Annotated in this window: 19 protein-coding genes; 9 read left to right on the top strand and 10 right to left on the bottom strand. The window is 73.2% G+C overall.

The window, feature by feature from the left end; genetic code table 11:
- Nucleotides 1–4 precede the first annotated feature (4 nt).
- Both ACIBN2_RS03845 and ACIBN2_RS03840 read right to left on the bottom strand, forming a co-directional pair.
- Complete coding sequence (locus tag ACIBN2_RS03845; protein ID WP_399132495.1) at nucleotides 5–715, bottom strand: GNAT family N-acetyltransferase; 711 nt, start codon at nucleotides 713–715, stop codon at nucleotides 5–7.
- Complete coding sequence (locus ACIBN2_RS03840; RefSeq protein ID WP_399132494.1) at nucleotides 712–1,635, bottom strand: NADP-dependent oxidoreductase; 924 nt, start codon at nucleotides 1,633–1,635, stop codon at nucleotides 712–714. Before ACIBN2_RS03840 ends, ACIBN2_RS03845 begins: the two co-directional genes overlap by 4 nt.
- A 210-nt stretch (nucleotides 1,636–1,845) precedes the next feature.
- Between ACIBN2_RS03840 and ACIBN2_RS03835 the strand changes: the two genes are divergently transcribed.
- The 7 genes from ACIBN2_RS03835 (at nucleotide 1,846) to ACIBN2_RS03805 (ending at nucleotide 7,580) form a co-directional block, all read left to right on the top strand.
- Nucleotides 1,846–2,451 (top strand): sulfite oxidase-like oxidoreductase, encoded by a 606-nt coding sequence (locus ACIBN2_RS03835; protein ID WP_399132493.1) that lies wholly within the window; start codon nucleotides 1,846–1,848, stop codon nucleotides 2,449–2,451.
- Nucleotides 2,444–3,214: a ferredoxin reductase gene (locus ACIBN2_RS03830; RefSeq protein ID WP_399132492.1), complete on the top strand. Its 771-nt coding sequence runs from the start codon at nucleotides 2,444–2,446 to the stop codon at nucleotides 3,212–3,214. The genes ACIBN2_RS03835 and ACIBN2_RS03830 overlap by 8 nt, the downstream gene beginning before the upstream one ends.
- 163 nt (nucleotides 3,215–3,377) lie before the next feature.
- Complete coding sequence (locus ACIBN2_RS03825) at nucleotides 3,378–3,956, top strand: hypothetical protein (RefSeq protein ID WP_399132491.1); 579 nt, start codon at nucleotides 3,378–3,380, stop codon at nucleotides 3,954–3,956.
- A 106-nt stretch (nucleotides 3,957–4,062) separates the two neighbouring features.
- The gene (locus tag ACIBN2_RS03820; RefSeq protein WP_399132490.1) at nucleotides 4,063–5,031 is read left to right on the top strand and encodes an acetylxylan esterase; all 969 of its coding nucleotides are present in this window, start codon (nucleotides 4,063–4,065) and stop codon (nucleotides 5,029–5,031) included.
- Between the two features lie 12 nt (nucleotides 5,032–5,043).
- Entirely contained in the window at nucleotides 5,044–5,448 is a 405-nt protein-coding gene (locus ACIBN2_RS03815) for a nuclear transport factor 2 family protein (protein ID WP_399132489.1), read from the top strand.
- A 91-nt stretch (nucleotides 5,449–5,539) separates the two neighbouring features.
- Nucleotides 5,540–6,706 carry a serine hydrolase domain-containing protein gene (locus tag ACIBN2_RS03810; protein ID WP_399132488.1) on the top strand — a complete coding sequence of 389 codons (1,167 nt, stop codon included), beginning with the start codon at nucleotides 5,540–5,542 and terminating at the stop codon, nucleotides 6,704–6,706.
- A gap of 130 nt (nucleotides 6,707–6,836) precedes the next feature.
- On the top strand, nucleotides 6,837–7,580 hold the full coding sequence (locus ACIBN2_RS03805) for a GntR family transcriptional regulator (RefSeq protein ID WP_399132487.1): 744 nt from the start codon (nucleotides 6,837–6,839) through the stop codon (nucleotides 7,578–7,580).
- Here the strand turns inward: ACIBN2_RS03805 and ACIBN2_RS03800 are convergent.
- Both ACIBN2_RS03800 and ACIBN2_RS03795 read right to left on the bottom strand, forming a co-directional pair.
- Nucleotides 7,550–8,515, bottom strand: coding sequence for an anti-sigma factor RsbA family regulatory protein (locus tag ACIBN2_RS03800; protein ID WP_399132486.1), 966 nt, complete (start codon nucleotides 8,513–8,515; stop codon nucleotides 7,550–7,552). The genes ACIBN2_RS03805 and ACIBN2_RS03800 overlap by 31 nt on opposite strands.
- Complete coding sequence (locus ACIBN2_RS03795; RefSeq protein WP_399132485.1) at nucleotides 8,512–9,381, bottom strand: MEDS domain-containing protein; 870 nt, start codon at nucleotides 9,379–9,381, stop codon at nucleotides 8,512–8,514. Before ACIBN2_RS03795 ends, ACIBN2_RS03800 begins: the two co-directional genes overlap by 4 nt.
- Before the next feature lie 139 nt (nucleotides 9,382–9,520).
- On the opposite strand from ACIBN2_RS03795, the gene ACIBN2_RS03790 reads away from it, so the two are divergent.
- Complete coding sequence (locus tag ACIBN2_RS03790; protein WP_399132484.1) at nucleotides 9,521–11,596, top strand: ATP-binding protein; 2,076 nt, start codon at nucleotides 9,521–9,523, stop codon at nucleotides 11,594–11,596.
- Between the two features lie 40 nt (nucleotides 11,597–11,636).
- On the opposite strand, the gene ACIBN2_RS03785 is transcribed toward ACIBN2_RS03790, so the two are convergent.
- Nucleotides 11,637–12,383 carry a class I SAM-dependent methyltransferase gene (locus ACIBN2_RS03785; RefSeq protein WP_399132483.1) on the bottom strand — a complete coding sequence of 249 codons (747 nt, stop codon included), beginning with the start codon at nucleotides 12,381–12,383 and terminating at the stop codon, nucleotides 11,637–11,639.
- A 106-nt stretch (nucleotides 12,384–12,489) separates the two neighbouring features.
- Between ACIBN2_RS03785 and ACIBN2_RS03780 the strand changes: the two genes are divergently transcribed.
- Complete coding sequence (locus tag ACIBN2_RS03780; RefSeq protein WP_399132482.1) at nucleotides 12,490–12,897, top strand: nuclear transport factor 2 family protein; 408 nt, start codon at nucleotides 12,490–12,492, stop codon at nucleotides 12,895–12,897.
- 56 nt (nucleotides 12,898–12,953) lie between these two features.
- Here ACIBN2_RS03780 and ACIBN2_RS03775 read toward each other — a convergent pair whose 3' ends face one another.
- From ACIBN2_RS03775 to ACIBN2_RS03755, 5 genes are read right to left on the bottom strand one after another with little or no spacing between them, the layout of a single operon-like run.
- A complete protein-coding gene (locus tag ACIBN2_RS03775; RefSeq protein ID WP_399132481.1) occupies nucleotides 12,954–14,408 on the bottom strand; it encodes an MFS transporter in 1,455 nt (484 codons plus the stop codon).
- A 2-nt stretch (nucleotides 14,409–14,410) separates the two neighbouring features.
- Nucleotides 14,411–14,536 carry a hypothetical protein gene (locus ACIBN2_RS03770; RefSeq protein WP_399132480.1) on the bottom strand — a complete coding sequence of 42 codons (126 nt, stop codon included), beginning with the start codon at nucleotides 14,534–14,536 and terminating at the stop codon, nucleotides 14,411–14,413.
- Between the two features lie 51 nt (nucleotides 14,537–14,587).
- Nucleotides 14,588–15,844 carry an RNA polymerase sigma factor gene (locus ACIBN2_RS03765; RefSeq protein ID WP_399132479.1) on the bottom strand — a complete coding sequence of 419 codons (1,257 nt, stop codon included), beginning with the start codon at nucleotides 15,842–15,844 and terminating at the stop codon, nucleotides 14,588–14,590.
- A complete protein-coding gene (locus ACIBN2_RS03760) occupies nucleotides 15,841–16,179 on the bottom strand; it encodes a YciI family protein (RefSeq protein WP_399132478.1) in 339 nt (112 codons plus the stop codon). The genes ACIBN2_RS03765 and ACIBN2_RS03760 overlap by 4 nt, the downstream gene beginning before the upstream one ends.
- Entirely contained in the window at nucleotides 16,179–16,901 is a 723-nt protein-coding gene (locus ACIBN2_RS03755) for a YciI family protein (protein ID WP_399132477.1), read from the bottom strand. Before ACIBN2_RS03755 ends, ACIBN2_RS03760 begins: the two co-directional genes overlap by 1 nt.
- Between the last annotated feature and the right edge of the window lie 3 nt (nucleotides 16,902–16,904).

Below are 16,904 nucleotides of genomic sequence, written 5' to 3'. Positions count from 1 at the left end.
CGGGTCAGGAAACGGCCACCACCCGCTCGTCCACGAGGTGTTCAGGGGCGCGGGCCGACATGAACGCCGTGGTCCGGCGCAGGCGGAAGCCGAGGGACTCGTAGAGCCGGATGGCGTTCGTGTTGCCCGCGCCGGTGTGCAGGAACGGCGTCTCGCCGCGTTCCCGGATGCCGTGCGCGACGGCGAGGATCAGCCGGGTCGCCAGGCCCTCACCGCGCACGGACGGGTCGGTGCAGACGGCGCTGATCTCGGTCCAGCCGGGCGGGTGCAGCCGCTCCCCCGCCATCGCGACCAGGGCGCCGCCGCGCCGGATGCCCAGGTAGGTGCCCAGTTCGATGGTGCGCGGCAGGAAGGGGCCGGGCCGGGTGCGCGCGACCAGGTCGAGCATCTCGGGGACGTCGGCGGGGCCGAGGGGGACGGCCTCCGCCTCGGGGGCGGCGGCCAGGCCGTCGTCGACGTACTGCACGCCCTCGATCCGGAACGTGATCTCCCAGTCGGCCGGGACCTCGCCGCGGAAACCGAGAAGCGGGACCTCGGCGCCGGGGCCCGCGAGCGCCGCCAGGTCGGCCCAGTCCCCGGCGTCGGGCTCCGCGGGCAGGGCCTGCCAGGGCGTCACGTCGACGGGATAGCGCAGCACCCGGCCGCGCCGTTCGGCGAAGTGGGCGTGCGGGCCGGTCAGCGCGGCGAGGGCGGGGTGGTCGAGGACGTGGCTCATCCGGCGTTCTCCGTGGGGACGATCACGATCTTGCCGCGGGCGTGGCCCTCCTCGACGGTGCGCAGCGCCTCCCCGGCCCGGTCGAGGGGGAAGGTCTGCGTCACATGCGGGTCCAGGCCGCCGCCGACGAACAGATCGGCCACCTCGGCCAGCCGGGCGGAGGTGCGGACCCGGACGACGCGGGCGCCGCCTGCCTCCTGCGCCGCGTCGGGCGAGCCCCCGGCCGTGACGAGCTTCGTGCGGTCGCTGAGCAGGGTCGCGGCCTCGGTGAGGACGGTGCCGCCGACGAGGTCGTAGACACCGTCGACCGCGCCCGGCACGCGCGCGGTCCAGCCCGCGCCGGACGGGACGTGCACGGCGCCGAGGGACTCGACCAGGTCCTTCTTGGCCTCGCTCGCGACGCCCACGACGCGCAGTCCGAGCGCCCGGGCGATCTGCACGGCCGCGACGCCGACCCCGCCTCCCGCGCCGGTGACCAGCACGGTCGCGCCGGCCGGCAGATCGAGCTGGCGGACTCCGTCGTACGCCGTCGCGCCCGCGACGGGCAGGGTCGCCGCGTCGGTGAAGGACAGGCCCGCGGGCTTCTGCGCGGTGAAGCCGGTCGTCAGCAGGGCGTACTCGGAGTACCCGCCGACGACCGGCTGCCCGAAGACCTCGTCCCCGAGGGCGAACCCCTCGGCACCCTCGCCGACCTCCTCGACGACGCCCGAGACCTCGCTGCCCATGAAGGCGGGAAACGCGCGCTCGCCGCTGTCGCCGGGGCGCCGGAATCCGTTGCGCAGTTTCCAGTCCACGGGGTTCACGCCCGCGGCACGCACCGCGACCAGGACCTGGCCCGCGCCGGGGACGGGCCGCTCCACCTCGATCAGGGCCTCGGCCTCGGGCCCGCCGTTCCGCGTGAAGACGTACGCCTTGGGCATGTGCTCCCACTCCTTCGCTGTCTACGCCGGCAACAGTCAGCAAGGGTGATCGGCGGACGGCTATTCCCGGGGCGGCGGAAGCTTCATACGGCTTTGATGATCGCGGGCCCGGAATCGCGGGTCCGGAATCGCGGTCCCCGGGCGGGAGCCCGTCCGGCGAGCACGTACGGTTGAACAGGTAACCAATCGCTTCCGTCCCGCTGGATCCGCATGAACGTCACCCGAGGCTTCACCGGACGCCCCCGCGTCCACAACCCCGGCCTGCCACCCGGCCAGTACGACGCGGGCGACGACTGGCCCGTGCTGTCCGCCGAGGTCACCCCCGAACTGGCGCCCGCCGACTGGACCTTCCGCGTCGACGGGCTCGTGGAGCGGCCGCGGACCTGGGACTGGGAGCAGGCGCACGCGCTCCCGGCGTCGGCCTACGAGGGCGACATCCACTGCGTGACGAGCTGGTCGAAGTTCGGGGTGCGGTTCGGGGGTGTGTCCCTGGACTCCTTCCTCGATGTGGTGCGGCCCCATGTGTCGGTCACCCACGTCGTCGCGTACTCGCACACCGGGTACACCTCGAACCTGCCGCTCGCGGACCTGACCGGCGGGCGGGCCTGGATCGCCTGGGAGTACGACGGGCAGCCGCTCACCCCCGAGCACGGCGGGCCCGCCCGGCTGCTGGTGCCCCACCTGTACTTCTGGAAGAGCGCCAAGTGGATCGCGGGCCTGAGACTCCTCGACCACGACGAGCCGGGATTCTGGGAGCAGAACGGCTACCACGCGCGCGGCAACCCCTGGCAGGAGCAGCGGTACTCCGGTGACTGAGACGTCCACTCCCGATGCCTTCGCGCCATCCACCCGCTTCGCCGTGCCCGGCCGCATCGGCGTCAGCGAGGAGAGCGCCGCGGTGTGGCACACGGCCACGCTCACGGAGATCCGCCGCGAGACGCCGCGCGCTGCCACGTTCCGGTTCGCCGTGCCCGGCTGGGCCGGACATCTGCCCGGCCAGCACCTGCTGGTGCGGCTGACCGCCGAGGACGGTTATGCGGCCCAGCGCCACTATTCGATCGCGTCGGCGCCCGACGACACCGGGCACGTCGAACTGACCCTTGACCATGTGGCGGACGGCGAGGTCTCGGGCTGGTTCCACACCGTGGCCCGGCCCGGTGACCGGGTCGAGATGCGCGGCCCGCTGAGCGGCTTCTTCGCCTGGCCGGGCGACCGGCCCGCGCTGCTGATCGGGGCCGGCTCCGGGGTCGTACCGCTGATGTCGATGCTGCGGCACCACCGGGCGCGCGGCCTGGACGTACCCCTGCGGCTGCTGGTGTCCGCGCGCGGTCCCGAGGAGCTCATCTACGCGCGGGAGTTCGGCGCGGAGACGACACCGGTCTTCACGCGCAGCGCGCCGGTGGGCGCGCCGGTGGGACGTATGGCCGCGGCACATGTGGCGCCGCTCCTGGCCGAGCGGCCTCCTGGTGGGTGGGAGGCCTATGTGTGCGGTTCGAACTCCTTCGCCGAACACGCCTCCCGGCTGCTGGTCGAGGCCGGCCAGCCCGTGCACCGGATCCGCATCGAACGCTTCGGCTGACGTGGCCTGAAGCACTGCGTCGAGGCGGACCGCCGTGAACGATCCGCGTCTCGCGGGGTACCCGATGTTTTCCGGGCACTCGCGCGCATACGCCATGGGGAGGGACAATACGTACCGGCCACGAAACGGCTCCTCCGGCTTCGGTCACGGCGAGGAGGTCGACATGCTTACCCGGGTGCGCGACCGGCGGCGCAATCCGCTGCGGCGTCGGTCGGACGTGATCGAGGCGTGGACGGCGCTGATCGTCGCCGCTCTGCTGCTGGTGGGCACGCCGCTGGCGGGAGCGCTGGCGGGCTGGTGGGCCCACGACGAGGCGCGGGGCCTCGCCGCGACGCAGCGCGCCGAACGCCACCGGGTGCGGGCCGAGGTCACCGGCACAGCACCTCACCAGCTGCCCACAGTGCAGGGCGGCCGGCAGCACACCTTCCGTGTGCAGGTGCGCTGGACGGACCCGGCCACCGGAGCACACGTCACGACGGCCCGCGTACCGGCCGGCACCCGGCACGGCGACAAGGTCGCCCTCTGGTTCGACGCCAAGGGCCGCAACGTTCCCCCGCCGCCCGGCAGCACCGCCATCTGGCAGCACACCGTGACCGTCGCCGCGGTCGCCGCGGGCGGCGTCGCCGCAGTGGTGCTCCTCGCGAACGCCGTCGTCCGCCGCATATCCACCGGCCACCGGCTGGCCGAGTGGGAGCGCGAGTGGGCGCGGACCGAGCCGGAGTGGACCCGCCGCGGGGCGTGACCGGCCGCCCGCGGTGACACGGGTATCCACAACGGCCTGGCGGGTAGTTGGACCACCCACGTACGGTGTGATCATCCGCACCGGCCCTTCACCAAGGCGGTCCCAGATGGCCCTGTTCGACCTTCCTCTCGACGAGCTCCGCGAGTACCGCAGCGCGTCCACCGAGCCCGGGGACTTCGACGCATTCTGGTCCAAGACCATCAAGGAGGCCCGCGAGCACGACCTGGACGCCCGTTTCGAACCGGTCGACACGGGTCTGACGACGGTCCAGGTGTACGACGTGACGTTCGCGGGGTTCGGCGGGCACCCGGTCAAGGGCTGGCTGACCCTGCCCGCTGGGGCGACAGAGCCGTTGCCGCTGGTCGTCGAGTTCATCGGCTACGGCGGCGGGCGCGGCCTGCCGCACGAGCACCTGCTGTGGGCGTCCACCGGCCGCGCGCACTTCGTGATGGACACGCGCGGGCAGGGCAGCGCGTGGGGCGGGGGCGGCGGCACCCCGGACCCGGTGGGCGGCGCGCCGGCCTACCCCGGTTTCATGACCCGCGGCATCGACGCACCCGAGAACTACTACTACCGCCGGGTGTTCACGGACGCGGTGCGAGCCGTCGAGGCCGCCCGCTCCCACCCGCTGACCGACGCCTCCCGCACGGTCGCCCTCGGCGCCAGCCAGGGCGGCGGGATCACCATCGCGGTGGGCGGTCTGGTGCCGGACCTGACGGCGATCGCGCCGGACGTGCCCTTCCTGTGCGACTACCCGCGTGCCGCGACGCTGACGGACCGTCACCCGTACCGTGAGATCGGTCTGTTCCTCAAGACCCACCGCGGCCGCACCGAGGACGCCCTGCGCACCCTGTCCTACTTCGACGGCGTGCACTTCGCCTCCCGCGGCCGCTCCGCCGCCCTGTTCTCGGCGGCCCTGGAGGACCAGACCTGCCCGCCCTCCACGGTCTTCGCCGCCTTCAACTCCTGGGCGCACGAGGACAAGTCGATCGAGGTCTACGACTTCAACGACCACGAGGGCGGCGGCCCCTACCAGGACGCGGCCAAGCTCCAGTGGCTGCGGTCCTACGCCTGAGGGCGCCGGGACATGGAGACGCGTGAGGCCGCCGAGCGCTTCGTCCGTGTCTGGGAGCGGGCCTGGGCCGTGCACGACGTGGACGCGCTGCTGGAGCTGTACGCCGAGCGGTGCGTCCACCGCTCTATGCCGTTCCGGGAGCCGCACCGGGGGCGGGCCGAGCTGGCCGCCTATCTGCGCCGGTCGTTCACCCAGGAGCGGGTGACGGACGTGCGGTTCTCGCCACCGCTGGTCGGCCCGGACGGCGTCGCGGTGGCCGAGTTCCGGGTGCTGGCCGAGGAGGACGGCATCGCGTCCGCCCTCGCGGGCTGCGTGTTCGCGCGCTTCGACGACGCGGGCCTGGCGGTCGAGACACGGGACTACTGGCACATGGCCGACGGCCATCGCGAGCCGACGGAGAAGCTCTTCTTCTTCTGACCTTCCCTCCAGTCCGACCAGTCGGTACGTTCTCCATCAGCCCGGGCCGCAGAATCGCGGCCCGGGTTTCCGGCGGACGACGGAGGGCCCCATGGCGGATCACGAGCCGGCGGTGCACGGTTACTGCGACGAGCGGTTCACGGCGGTGCGGACAGCGCTGGAGGACAACTTCCGGGACCGCGCGGAACTCGGCGCCGCGGTCGCCGTGACCGTCGGCGGCGAGGTCGTGGTGGATCTGTGGGGCGGCTGGGCCGACGCGGCCCGTACCCGGCCCTGGCAGCACGACACCCTGGTCAACGTCTGGTCGACGACCAAGGGACCGGTCGCGCTGTGCGCACACATCCTCGCCGACCGGGGACTGCTCGACCTCGACGCGCCGGTGGCCGCGTACTGGCCCGAGTTCGCCGCGGCCGGCAAGGACAAGATCCTCGTACGCCATCTGCTGTCGCACCGCGCCGGGCTGTCCGGCCTGCGGGAGCCGCATTCGCTCGAGCAGCTCTACGACTGGGAGTTGACGACGCAGCGGCTCGCAGCGATGGAGCCGTGGTGGGAGCCCGGGACGCGGTCCGGGTACCACGCGCTCACCTACGGCTTCCTCGTCGGGGAGGTGGTACGGCGCGTCTCGGGGCTGCGGCCGGGGACCTTCCTGGAGCGGGAGGTGACCGGGCCGCTCGGGATCGACTTCCGTGTCGGACTGCCCGAGAAGGAGTACGGGCGGGCCGCCGAGCTGGTGCATCCGCCGACCGCCTCCAGCAGTGAACAGGCGGCGATCTTCAGCCAGTTGGCACCGGCGGCCCTGGCCGCGCTGGCCAACCCGCCGGTCGGCGCGGCCGAGGCGAACACGCCCGGGTGGCGGGCCGCCGAGATCCCGGCCGCGAACGGGCACGGCACGGCACGTGCGGTCGCCGCGCTCTACGGGATCTTCGCGGGCCGCGGGTCCTACGGCGGTCACCGCGTCCTTTCGGCCGAGGCGGCCGAGCGGGTGCGCGAGGGCCAGGGCAGCTGCCGCGACCTGGTGCTGGGCGCCGGGTTCGAGGGCGAGACGGAGGTCGGGCTCGGACTGTGGCTGAGCGGCACCAACGGCTCCTACGGCCCCAACCCGCGCGCTTTCGGACACGACGGCTTCGGCGGCTCCTGCGGACTCGCCGACCCGGAGGCGGAGGTCTCCCTGGGCTATGTGATGAACCGGATGGGGCCTCATATCGCCGACGACCCACGGAAGATGGCCCTGGTCGGCGCCCTCTACAGCGCACTCTGAGAGGCGGATCGCGCAGTCCGGTTTCGGCCGAACCGGCAGGCCGCTCTTCCTTCCTGGTTTAGACCAATGCTAGATCTGGTGGCGCACTGAGCCCGCACGGCTACGGCATGTCACCAACAGGAGGCGCGGCATGGCCCGCACCACCCCGCACGACCGTCCCCTGCCCGAGAAGGAGCCGCTGTACTGGCGCGTCGCGACGCGGCTGCTCGGCGAGCTGCGGGACGGCGGCATCCCGCCCGGCGAACGCCTGCCGGGCGAACGGCACTTGGCGGAACACTTCGGCGTCAGCAGGGAGACGATCCGGCAGGCGCTGGAGGTGCTGCGCCGGGACGGCGTGGTCGCCACCGACCGGCGCGGCAGCCACGCCACCCTGCCCGGGCTGCCGGTGGAGAGCCCGTCCTCACTGGCCTTCCCGGTCGGCGCCCGGGCCGCGGACCCGGGCGCCCTCGACCGTGCCAGGGTCACCTGGGAGACGCCCCCGCCGGAGCACGCCGAGGCCCTGGGACTCGCCCCGCACCGCCCGACCCTCGTGCACCGCTACGAGTCGGCCGGCGCGGACGGCCGGGGACGGCGCACGGCCATGACCTCGTTCTCCGCCGTCGCCCTGTCCGAGGTCGCGGAGCTGGGCCGCTACCGCGACCGCGCCGACGGCGCCTGTTCGGCCCAACTGCGCCGCGCCTACGACTGGATGCGCAGGGCGGGTCTGACCCTGCACCACCGGGACACCATCACCCCGCTCACGGACATGCCCTCGGTGCGGGTCACCCGGCGCGTGCACGACCAGTACGCGCGGCCGCTGGAGATCACCGACCTGGTGGTGGACGCCCAGCCGGACGCCCTGATCTACGAGTTCACGCTGCCCGCGGCGGGCTGATCGCGCCGCGGGCGCCGGAAGTACAGCCGTACGACGGAGCCCCCGGGATCGAGGTCGTCGTCGACCAGATCGCTCAACTGCCGCACCAGCCACATGCCGTGGCCACCGGGAGCGCCCGGCTGGGGCGGCAGGTGACCGGCGAAGGGCGGCCCGGTCACCGGGATGTGCGCGCCGAAGTCGGAGATCTCGCAGATCACATGGTCACGGTCGCTGTGCAGCCGTACCACACCCTGCCCACCGCCGTACCGCAGGGCGTTGACCATCGTCTCGTGCACCGCCGCCACCAGGTCGTACGCCCGCTGCTCGGACAGCCCCAGGCGGCGGGCGTACGCCTTCAGGGCGCGACGTACGGCAGCCGTCCGGCCGCCCGCGAAACGGATGCCGTCCGCTCCCCCGGGCAGCCGGGCCAGACCCCGCTCGTCGCACTCCGCGGAGAAGTCCGCCGGGTCGGCGTAGTCGACCGCGGCGCGGGGCTCGTGGACGAGCTCGGGGTGCGTGCGGGCGGCGCTGCACACGACGCTCTCGGGCAGCACACGAACGTCGTACGGGCACAGGATCCAGTGGCCGGAGCCGGCGAAGGCGACGTTCACGAGGGACTCGTACCGCATCCATTCCCGGGTCTCGAAATCCGTACGGCCCGCCCAGACCGGCTCGCCGACGACGCGGACGCGGCGGCCCGCCCCCTGCCGGTCGCAGTAGGCGTGGTAGCGGCCCAGGGTGCGCGACGGGTAGTCGTACCAGTCGCGGGCGTCGTGGGACTCGAGGTCGCGGAAGCGGCTGCCGAGCGCCTCACCGAGCAGGGCGATGTTGCGGACGCTCACCACCACCAGCAGGGTGTCGCCCGCGTCGAGCCCGTCGCGGACGAAGCGGGCGACGGTGTCGCGGAACTGGTTTTCAGAGCGGTAGCGCAGGGCCTGATGGACGAAGCCGGTCACGGTCCCCCTCCGTCCGGTCCGCGCGCGCCCGCGGGCTCGATGCACAGGCCCGGAACGCGGTCCCAGCCGGTCACCCGCATCACCCGCTGCACATGTGGCGCGACGCCCGACAGTTCCAGGGTGCGGCCCGACGTGTACAGGCCGAGCGCCGTGAACACCAGCAGGCGCAGCGCACCCACGTCGATGAAGCGCAGGCCGCGCAGGTCGACATGGGTGCGGGACGCGGCGCGGCTCTGGGCGCGGTCGGTCTCGGCGCGCAGGGCCCTGGCGACGGCGGTGACGTTCGTGTCGTCGACCTCGCCGACCAGGGCGAGGCCCGGGGGTGCGAAGGTGCGGCTGATGACGAGGAGTTCGTCGCGCCACACGTCGTCGGCGCCGACCCGGCCGTGGTGCAGCCCGGCGATCGGGTCGAGTTCCGTGTCGCCGAAGATCCGGCGGTCGTACTGGCAGATGCCCAGGACCGGCAGCGAGGAGAACACGGGGTCGAGCAGCAACTCGCTGTCGTGGAGCGTCTTGAGCTCCTTGCCGGCCAGCGAGCGCAGGCTCTCCGTGCACACACGCAGGCCGAGGAACCCGTCACCGACGGCCCGGCGGGCCTCGCGGCGGATCACCTCGTCCAGGTCCCACAGGCCCTCGGGGCCGGCGAGGTGCGGGTCGACGCACAGCCGGCCGTCCGCGAGTTCCTTGTCGACCGGGCAGCCGTGTGCCTCGAGGAAGGACAGGGCGACCCCGCCGGGGACGTCCACGGGTGGCAGCAGCAGTCCGCGCTGCCCGCTGGCCAGACCGTCCAGCAGGAACACGGCGAGTACGGCCTCGCGCTCCTCGTCCGTGTCGTAGCCGAGGAGAAAGTGGTCTCCCTGGCGCATCTGTCCCACGGTTTTCTGGGTGGGTATGACGGCCATCCCCGTACCTCCCTCGGTGGACGGACCGCTTCCAAAATACGCCCGAAGCAGCCCTGCCGTGAGGGGTTATCGTGTGCGCCATCGGTTCCGGTGAGGGGGGACGATGGCGGCCTCTGTACAGGGCGGCAGGATCGGCAACCTTCCCGCCGAGGCAAACGTCTTCGTCGGCCGCAGGCGTGAACTCGCCCAGATCGCGGGGCTGTTGGGGACCGAGCGGCTGGTGACGCTGACGGGGCCGGGAGGGGTCGGCAAATCCCGGCTGGCGCTGCGGGCCGCGCACACCGTGAAGGCCGCGTTCCCGGGCGGCACTTGGCTGGTGGAGCTCTCGGAGCTGAGGAACCCGGAGCTGCTCGCGAACATCGTGGCCCAGGCGACCCGCCTGACCGAGCAGACCCTGCGGCCCCTTCTGCAGGCGGTCTGCGAACACCTCGCGGGAGCGCCCGTACTGCTGGTTCTGGACACCTGTGAGCACGTTCTGGACGAATGCGCGCGCGTCGTGCAGGAACTCCTCGCGAACGTTCCGGACCTACGGGTTCTGGCCACCAGCCGGCAGCCCCTGGGCGTGCCCGGCGAGCATCTGCTCACCGTGGCGCCGCTGCCGCTGGGCGAACGCGACGACGCGGTGGCCCTGTTCGCGGCACGGGCCGCGGCGGCACAGCCGACCTTCACGATCACCGACGACAACCGGCCCGACGTCGCCGCCGTCTGCGCCCGGCTGGACGGGATTCCGCTGGCCCTGGAGCTGGCCGCCGTACGGCTGCGCGGCTTCCCCCTGCACCGGCTGCTGGAGGGCCTCGACTCCCGTTTCGACCTGCTCGTCTCCCCCGCCCGGCCGCGGCTGGCCCGGCACCAGACACTGCGCACCGCGATCGGCTGGAGCCATGAGCTGTGCACCCCGCTGGAGCGGCTGCTGTGGGCCCGGCTGTCGGTGTTCGCGGGCGGCTGGGACGTGGAGGCGGCCGAATTCGTGTGCCACGGCCGCCCCTTGGACCCGGAGGAGATCCTCGCGCTGCTTGCCTCGCTCACCGAGAAGTCCATCATCACCCGGGACGGCGAGGGCGCGGCGCCGCGCTACCGGATGCTGGACACCGTCCGCTCCTTCGGCGCCGAGTGGCTGACCGGGCTCGGCGAGGTGGAGGCGGTCCGGATCCGCCACCGCGACTACTTCCGCTGGATCGCCCGCCAGGGCGAGGCGGAATGGCTCGGGCCGGGCCAGTGGATGTGGTCCGAGCGGCTGACCGTGGAGCACGCCAACCTGCGGCTGGCGATCGAGGAGTGCCTGACCGCGGCGGAACCCGAGACGGCACTGGAACTCACCGGCTCGCTCTGGTACTTCTGGTTCGCCTGCGGCTTCGCCGAGGAGGGCCGCACCTACCTGGAGCGGGCCCTGTGCCGCGTCTCCGAGCACGGCGGCCCCGAGCACACCCTCGCCGTCTGGGCCCACCGGCTGGTCACCGTCGTCCCGGACGACCTGGAGGCGGCCGAGTCGGTGAGCGCCGCCTACGTGTGGCTCGCCGAGGAGCGGCGGCTGCCGGTGCCCGCGCTGCCGCTGACCGGTGCGAGTCTCGCCGTACGGGGCGAGTCGGCGCGGTCGGCGGTGCTGTACGGAAGCGTCCGGCAGGCGCCGGCCGGGGACGGCGGCGCCGAGTTCTTCCAGCTGCTGACGCTCGCCGTGCAGGCGTATCTGCTGGCGAGCCAGGCCGCGTTCGAGCGGTGCGCGGTGGTGGCCGAACGGCTGCGCGCCGAGTGCGCCAAGCGGGGTGAGCTGTGGATGCGGGCCTGGGGCGACTTCTTCGTGGCGCTCGCCGGGATCGGTCTCGGCCAGCCGGACGACGCGGTGCGCTCGGCGCGCGAGGCGCTGAGCGCCAAGTGGCGGGTGCACGACCGGCTCGGCGCCGCCGCGATCGCGGACCTCCTGGTGGTCGCGCAGGCCGCGCGGGGCGAGGACGAGCTGGCCGCACGTCTGCTGGGCATCAGCAGACGCCTGTGGCACGCGGCGGGCCTGCCGCAGCTCGGCCGGCCGGACCGTACGGTCTTCCACCGCGAGTACGAACACCGGCTGCGCGCCTCGCTCGGGGACGCGCGCTTCTCGGCTGCGGTGTCCGCGGGACGGGAGCTGGGGCCCGAGGAGGCGATCGAGCTGGCGCTGGGCGGGGCGCTGGAGAGTTTCGACGTCTGATCGGGCCGAATGGCACAGGTCCGGTTCCGGCCGGATCGAATCAGGCCGGAACCGGCCCGGTCTTCCGGCTCACAGCCACGATCATCCGCACGCGCGGGCTGCCGTCGGCGCGCCGGCCGAACTCCGGCAGCGTTTCGAGATGCACGTCGAATCCCGCCCGCTCCAGCTCCCGTCGTACGTCGCCGAGGCGGAAGGAGCGGTAGTACATGACGAACGGGGGCCGCCAGACGGCGTTGCGCACGCGCATGACCGCGTCGAAGCCGAGCAGCATCCAGAACGCGGGGGACGTGGGCCGGGGCGGGGCGAGTACGGGGAAGGCGAAGCTGCCGCCCGGCCGGAGCACGGCGTGGACCTGCGCGAACAGGCCCGGCAACTCACGGGGCAGGAAGTGCCCGAACGCCCCGAAGCTCACCACCAGGTCGAAGGCGCCGGGCGCGAACGGCAGCGCGCGGACGTCTCCGCGGACCCACGAGACCGCGGGCCCCGGCGGCCGTACGGCCCGCCGCGCCACGTCGAGCATGCCCGCGCTGAAGTCGATTCCGGTGACACCGCGCCGGCACACCCGGGCCAGGACGCCGGCTCCCGCGCCGGTGCCACAGGCCAGGTCGAGACCGGCTTCGAAGGGACCGATACGCGCCAGCGCCGAGGCGCACGCGTCGAGCACGGAATCCGGGGTGCGGAAGGGAGTCTGGTCGAACTTCGGGGCGAGCAGGTCGTAGCCGTGCTCGACGGACGACAGAGCCTGGACGGCGAGCTCGCGCAGGCTGGGGCCTTCGGGGCTGAACATCGCCGTCAGCTTAGCCAGTGCGGCGGCACGCGGCGGTGGACACCCCGGCGCCCACTCATTAGTCTCATCGACACCTACTCCACTAATTGACTAATGAGGTGATCCGATGCGAGCGTTCCGTGAGGCGGTCGAGGCCGGAGACATGGACGCCGTGGAGGCACTGCTGGCCGAGGACGTCGTCTTCAGCAGCCCGGTGGTCTTCAAGCCGTATCCGGGCAAGGCGATCACCGCCGCGGTCCTGCACGCGGTCTCGACGGTGTTCCAGGACTTCCGCTACGACCGGGAGCTCGCCGGGCACGACGGCCGCGACCACGCCCTGGTCTTCACCGCCCGGGTCGGCGACCGCGAGCTGACGGGCTGCGACTTCATCCGCCTGAACGAGGACGGCCTGATCGCCGAACTCATGGTCATGGTGCGGCCGTTGTCAGGGGCGCAGGCGCTGGCCGCGGAAATGGGCGCGCGGTTCGACGAGATCGTCAAGGAGGCGGAGGCACGATCGGCCGCCGCCTCCTGACGTCGTCGCTCAGAGGTCACACACCACCGTGGCCTCGCGCCACGGTGAGGGTGCGATCACGAACGCGCTCGAGGCGGGGTGGCCGCCACGGTGTCCGGCCGGCCGCGGGAGTCCCGTGCCGCCTTCTGTTCGCTGCTCCGACGCAGGAGCAGCAGGGCGCAGACCAGTCCCGTCGCCGCGAGGACGACGCAGGCGGCGAAGCCGGCGCGGTAGCCGGTCGTCAGGGCGGCCAGGCGGCCCGGGCCGTTCGTCCAGGAGAGCGCGACGGAGGTGACGACGGCGACCCCGAAGGCGCCGCCGATCTGGAAGGCCGCGGTGTTGATGCCGGAGGCGACGCCCGAGTCCTCCTCCCGCACGCCGGTCAGGGCGGCGATGGCCCCCGCGACGGCACAGGCACCCAGTCCCGGGCCGAAGAGCAGCAGTCCGGGCAGGAGGTCGCGGGCGAAACCGCCGTCGACCGGGACCCGGGCCAGCAGCGCGCTGCCCGCGCCGACCAGCGCGAGGCCGCCCGCGGCGACCGGACGGGCGCCGAGGCGGGTGACCAGCGCCTGGCCCACGGAGGAACCGACGACGGCGCCCACCGGCATCACGACGTTGCACAGGCCGAACCGCAGCGGCGAGTAGCCGAGGACGCCCTGGCCGTACTGGGACAGTGTGTACGACATCCCGAAGGCGCTCGCGCCGAGCAGGAACACGACCAGGTTGCCGCCGCTCACGGTCCGCGCGCGCAGCAGACGCAGCGGGACGAGCGGGGCCGTGGCGCGGGACTCGATGCGGATGAAGACCATCGCGAGCAGTACGGATGCGACCAGGAGGCCCGTCGTGCGCGCCGACAGCCACCCCGCGCGGGGTGCGTCGACGACGGCGTACACGCAGGCGACGAGCGCGGCGGTGACGGCGAGGGCGCCTGCCGGGTCGAAGGACCGGGCCCGGCTCTCGGTGCGGCTCTCGCGCAGCAGGAGCGGGGTGAGGGCCAACAGGGCTGCGGCGACAGGGACGTTGAGGAAGAAGACCCACTGCCAGCCGAGGGCGTCGGTGAGGGGTCCGCCGATCAGGAGGGCGGCGGTGGCACCGAAGCCGCCGCTGCCGGACCAGATGGCGAGGGCCTTGTTGCGTTCGTGCCCCTCCTCGAAGGTGCTCACCAGCAGCGAGAGCGCGCTCGGTGCCATGAGCGCGGCCGACACACCCTGTACGGCACGGGCCGCGACCAGCACGCCCGCCGTCCAGGCGAGTCCGCACAGCAGCGAGGACAGCCCGACCAGCAGCGTGCCGGTCATGAAGACCCGGCGGCGGCCCAGCAGGTCGGCCGTCCGGCCGCCGAGGAGCAGCAGCCCGCCGAAGCTCAGCAGGTAGGCGCTCATGACCCACTGGCCTCCGTCCGCGGACAGTCCTAGGCCGTCCGCGACGGAGGGCAGCGCGAGGAGGACGATCTGCGCGTCGAGGATCACCATGAACCCGGCGACGCAGAGCAGGGCGAGGGCGTACCAGCGGCGGGAGTCGGTGGCGGGCACGGTCAGCCTCCCAGGCGCAGGCCGGCCAGCCACACTTCCGGTGTGCCGGGGGTACGGGGTTCACGCAGGAGTGCGGCGAGGGCCCTGCGGAGCCTGGTGGCGGGACGCGTGGGCAGGTGGGCGGTCATCGGAGCCTCCGGTGTCGTGCGGGGTGTCGTCACCCCACCGACGAACGGCCCCTACGCGGATCGACACTCCGCGAGCCGTTTCCGCAGGAACCTGCGTTCGGCGTCGTTCTCCACCAGCTCCAGGGCCCGTTCGTACGCCTCGGCTGCCTCGTCCGTACGTCCGCTGCGGCGCAGCAGGTCGGCGCGGGTGGCGGGCAGCAGGTGGTAGCCGGCCAGGTCGCCTTCCCGTTCGAGTTCCGCGACCAGGGCCAGCCCCGCCTCCGTGCCCTCGGACATGCCGACGGCCACCGCGCGGTTGAGGCGGACCACGGCTGAGGGCACGAAGCGGGTCAACTCGCCGTAGAGCGCGGCGATGTCGGCCCAGTCGGTGTCCTGCGCGGTTGCCGCCGTGGTGTGGCAGGCGGCGATGGCGGCCTGGATCTGGTAGGCGCCGGGGCGGCCGCGCCGCAGTGCCGTCTCCAGCAGGGCGGCGCCCTCGTCGATCTCGGCGTGGTCCCACGCGGTGCGGTCCTGATCCTCCAGGGTGATCAGCTCGCCGGCCGCGTCCACCCGCGTGTGCCGGCGCGCGTCGTGCAGGAGCAGCAGGGCGAGCAGGCCGAGCGTCTCGGGCTCGTCGGGCATCAGGCGGGCCAGCAGCCGGGTGAGGCGGATGGCCTCCGCGCACAGGCCGGTGCGGACGAGGTCGGCGCCGGACGTGGCGGCGTACCCCTCGTTGAAGAGCAGGTAGAGCACGCCGAGCACGCCCGTGGTGCGTTCGGGCAGAAGGTGCGCGGGCGGCACCCGGTACGGGATGCCGGCGTTGCGGATCTTCTTCTTCGCGCGCACCAGGCGCTGCGCCATCGTCGCCTCGGGGACGAGGAAGGCGCGGGCGATCTCCGGTGTGGTCAGGCCCGCGAGGGTGCGCAGGGTGAGCGCGACCCTGGCCTCGATGGGCAGGGCGGGATGGCAGCAGGTGAAGATCAGCCGCAGCCGGTCGTCCTGGACGCCGCTGTCGTCGCCGTCGTACTCCGGGTCGTACGGTCCCTCGTCGCGCGCCAGCACGGCCGCCTCCCGCAGTTTGGCCGCCCCCACCGCCTCCCGGCGCAGCACGTCGAGAGCGCGGTGGCGGGCGGTCGTGGTCAGCCAGGCGCCGGGGCGGCGCGGAACGCCGTCGCGCCGCCACCGGTCCAGGGCCTGGGCGAAGGCGTCCTGCGCGCACTCCTCGGCGAGGTCCCAGTCGCCGGTCACCCGGATCAGGGTGGCGACGACCTGGCCCCACTCCTCCCGGAAGGCGGCGGCGACGGCTGCTTCGACCTCGTCGGCGTTCACTCCCAGACCGGCCGCACCTCGACCGAGCCGCCGTCGAAGGCGGCCGGATGCTTGGCGGCGAGTGCGATGGCCTCGTCGAGGTCGGCGACGTCGATGAAGGAGATGCCCGCGAGGTACTCCTTCGTCTCCGCGAACGGCCCGTCGCTGAGCAGGACTTCGTCGCCCCGCACCCGCACGGTCGTGGCGTCGGCGGCCGGCCGCAGCCGTGCCCCGCCGGTGACCCGGCCCGCCCGTACCTCTGCGAGGTACGCGGCGAAACGCGGGTCGTCGGCATGCTCCGCCGGGCTCTGCTCCTCGGCGCCGACCGGGGTGCAGAACAGCAGCGCGTACTTCATCACGTCTCCTTCAGGGACACGGCCTGCTCGTGGGTGATCAGGCGGCGCAGGCCGATGTCGCGGTAGCCGGTGGTCACGCGCAGCGTGTCGTCGAGCCGGGTGCCGTCGGTGCGGGTGGCGGTCAGCCGGACGAGGGCGCGGGCGAAGCCGACGCCCTCGTCGACCTCGACGCGCAGCTCCCGCACCTCACGCGTGATCGGGCCTGTGACCTGCACGAACAGGTCCTGGAGACCCTTGCGGTGGGCGTCGAGGCCCTGCCGTTCGTGGCCGTCGGCGAAGTGGAAGATCTCCGCGTCCGGTGCGTAGCAGGCGAGCACGCGGTCCAGGTCGCGTTCCCGGAGTGCCCCGGTGAGTTCCGCGTCGATGCCGCGGATGGCGGTCTCGGGATCCTCGCCCTCCCACATGGGCCAGAAGGGGCGGACCTCCATGGCGCCGATGGTGGCCACGGGGTGCCGGGCGGCGGCCTCGACGGCCTCCTCCAGGCTGTCGCACTCCAGGATGTCGAAGCCGGCGACGTACTCCTTGGTCTCGGCGAACGGCCCGTCGGTGCGCAGGACTTCGCCGCCCCGGACGCGCACGGTGACCGCCTCGGAGGGCAGGGCCAGCCGGTGCCCGTGCAGCCGTGCGCCGCGCTCGCCGAGGTCCTCCACCCAGGGTTCGACGGGTGCCATGCCCGAGGCGTCGGCGGTGTCGTCGCCGCAGACGAGCAGCATGTACTTCATGGG

It is taken from the genome of Streptomyces sp. NPDC050534, assembly GCF_044457745.1.
Classification (GTDB): Bacteria; Actinomycetota; Actinomycetes; order Streptomycetales; family Streptomycetaceae; genus Streptomyces.
Note: the sequence above shows the minus strand (reverse complement) of the source record. Positions and strands in the feature narration are given on the sequence as shown.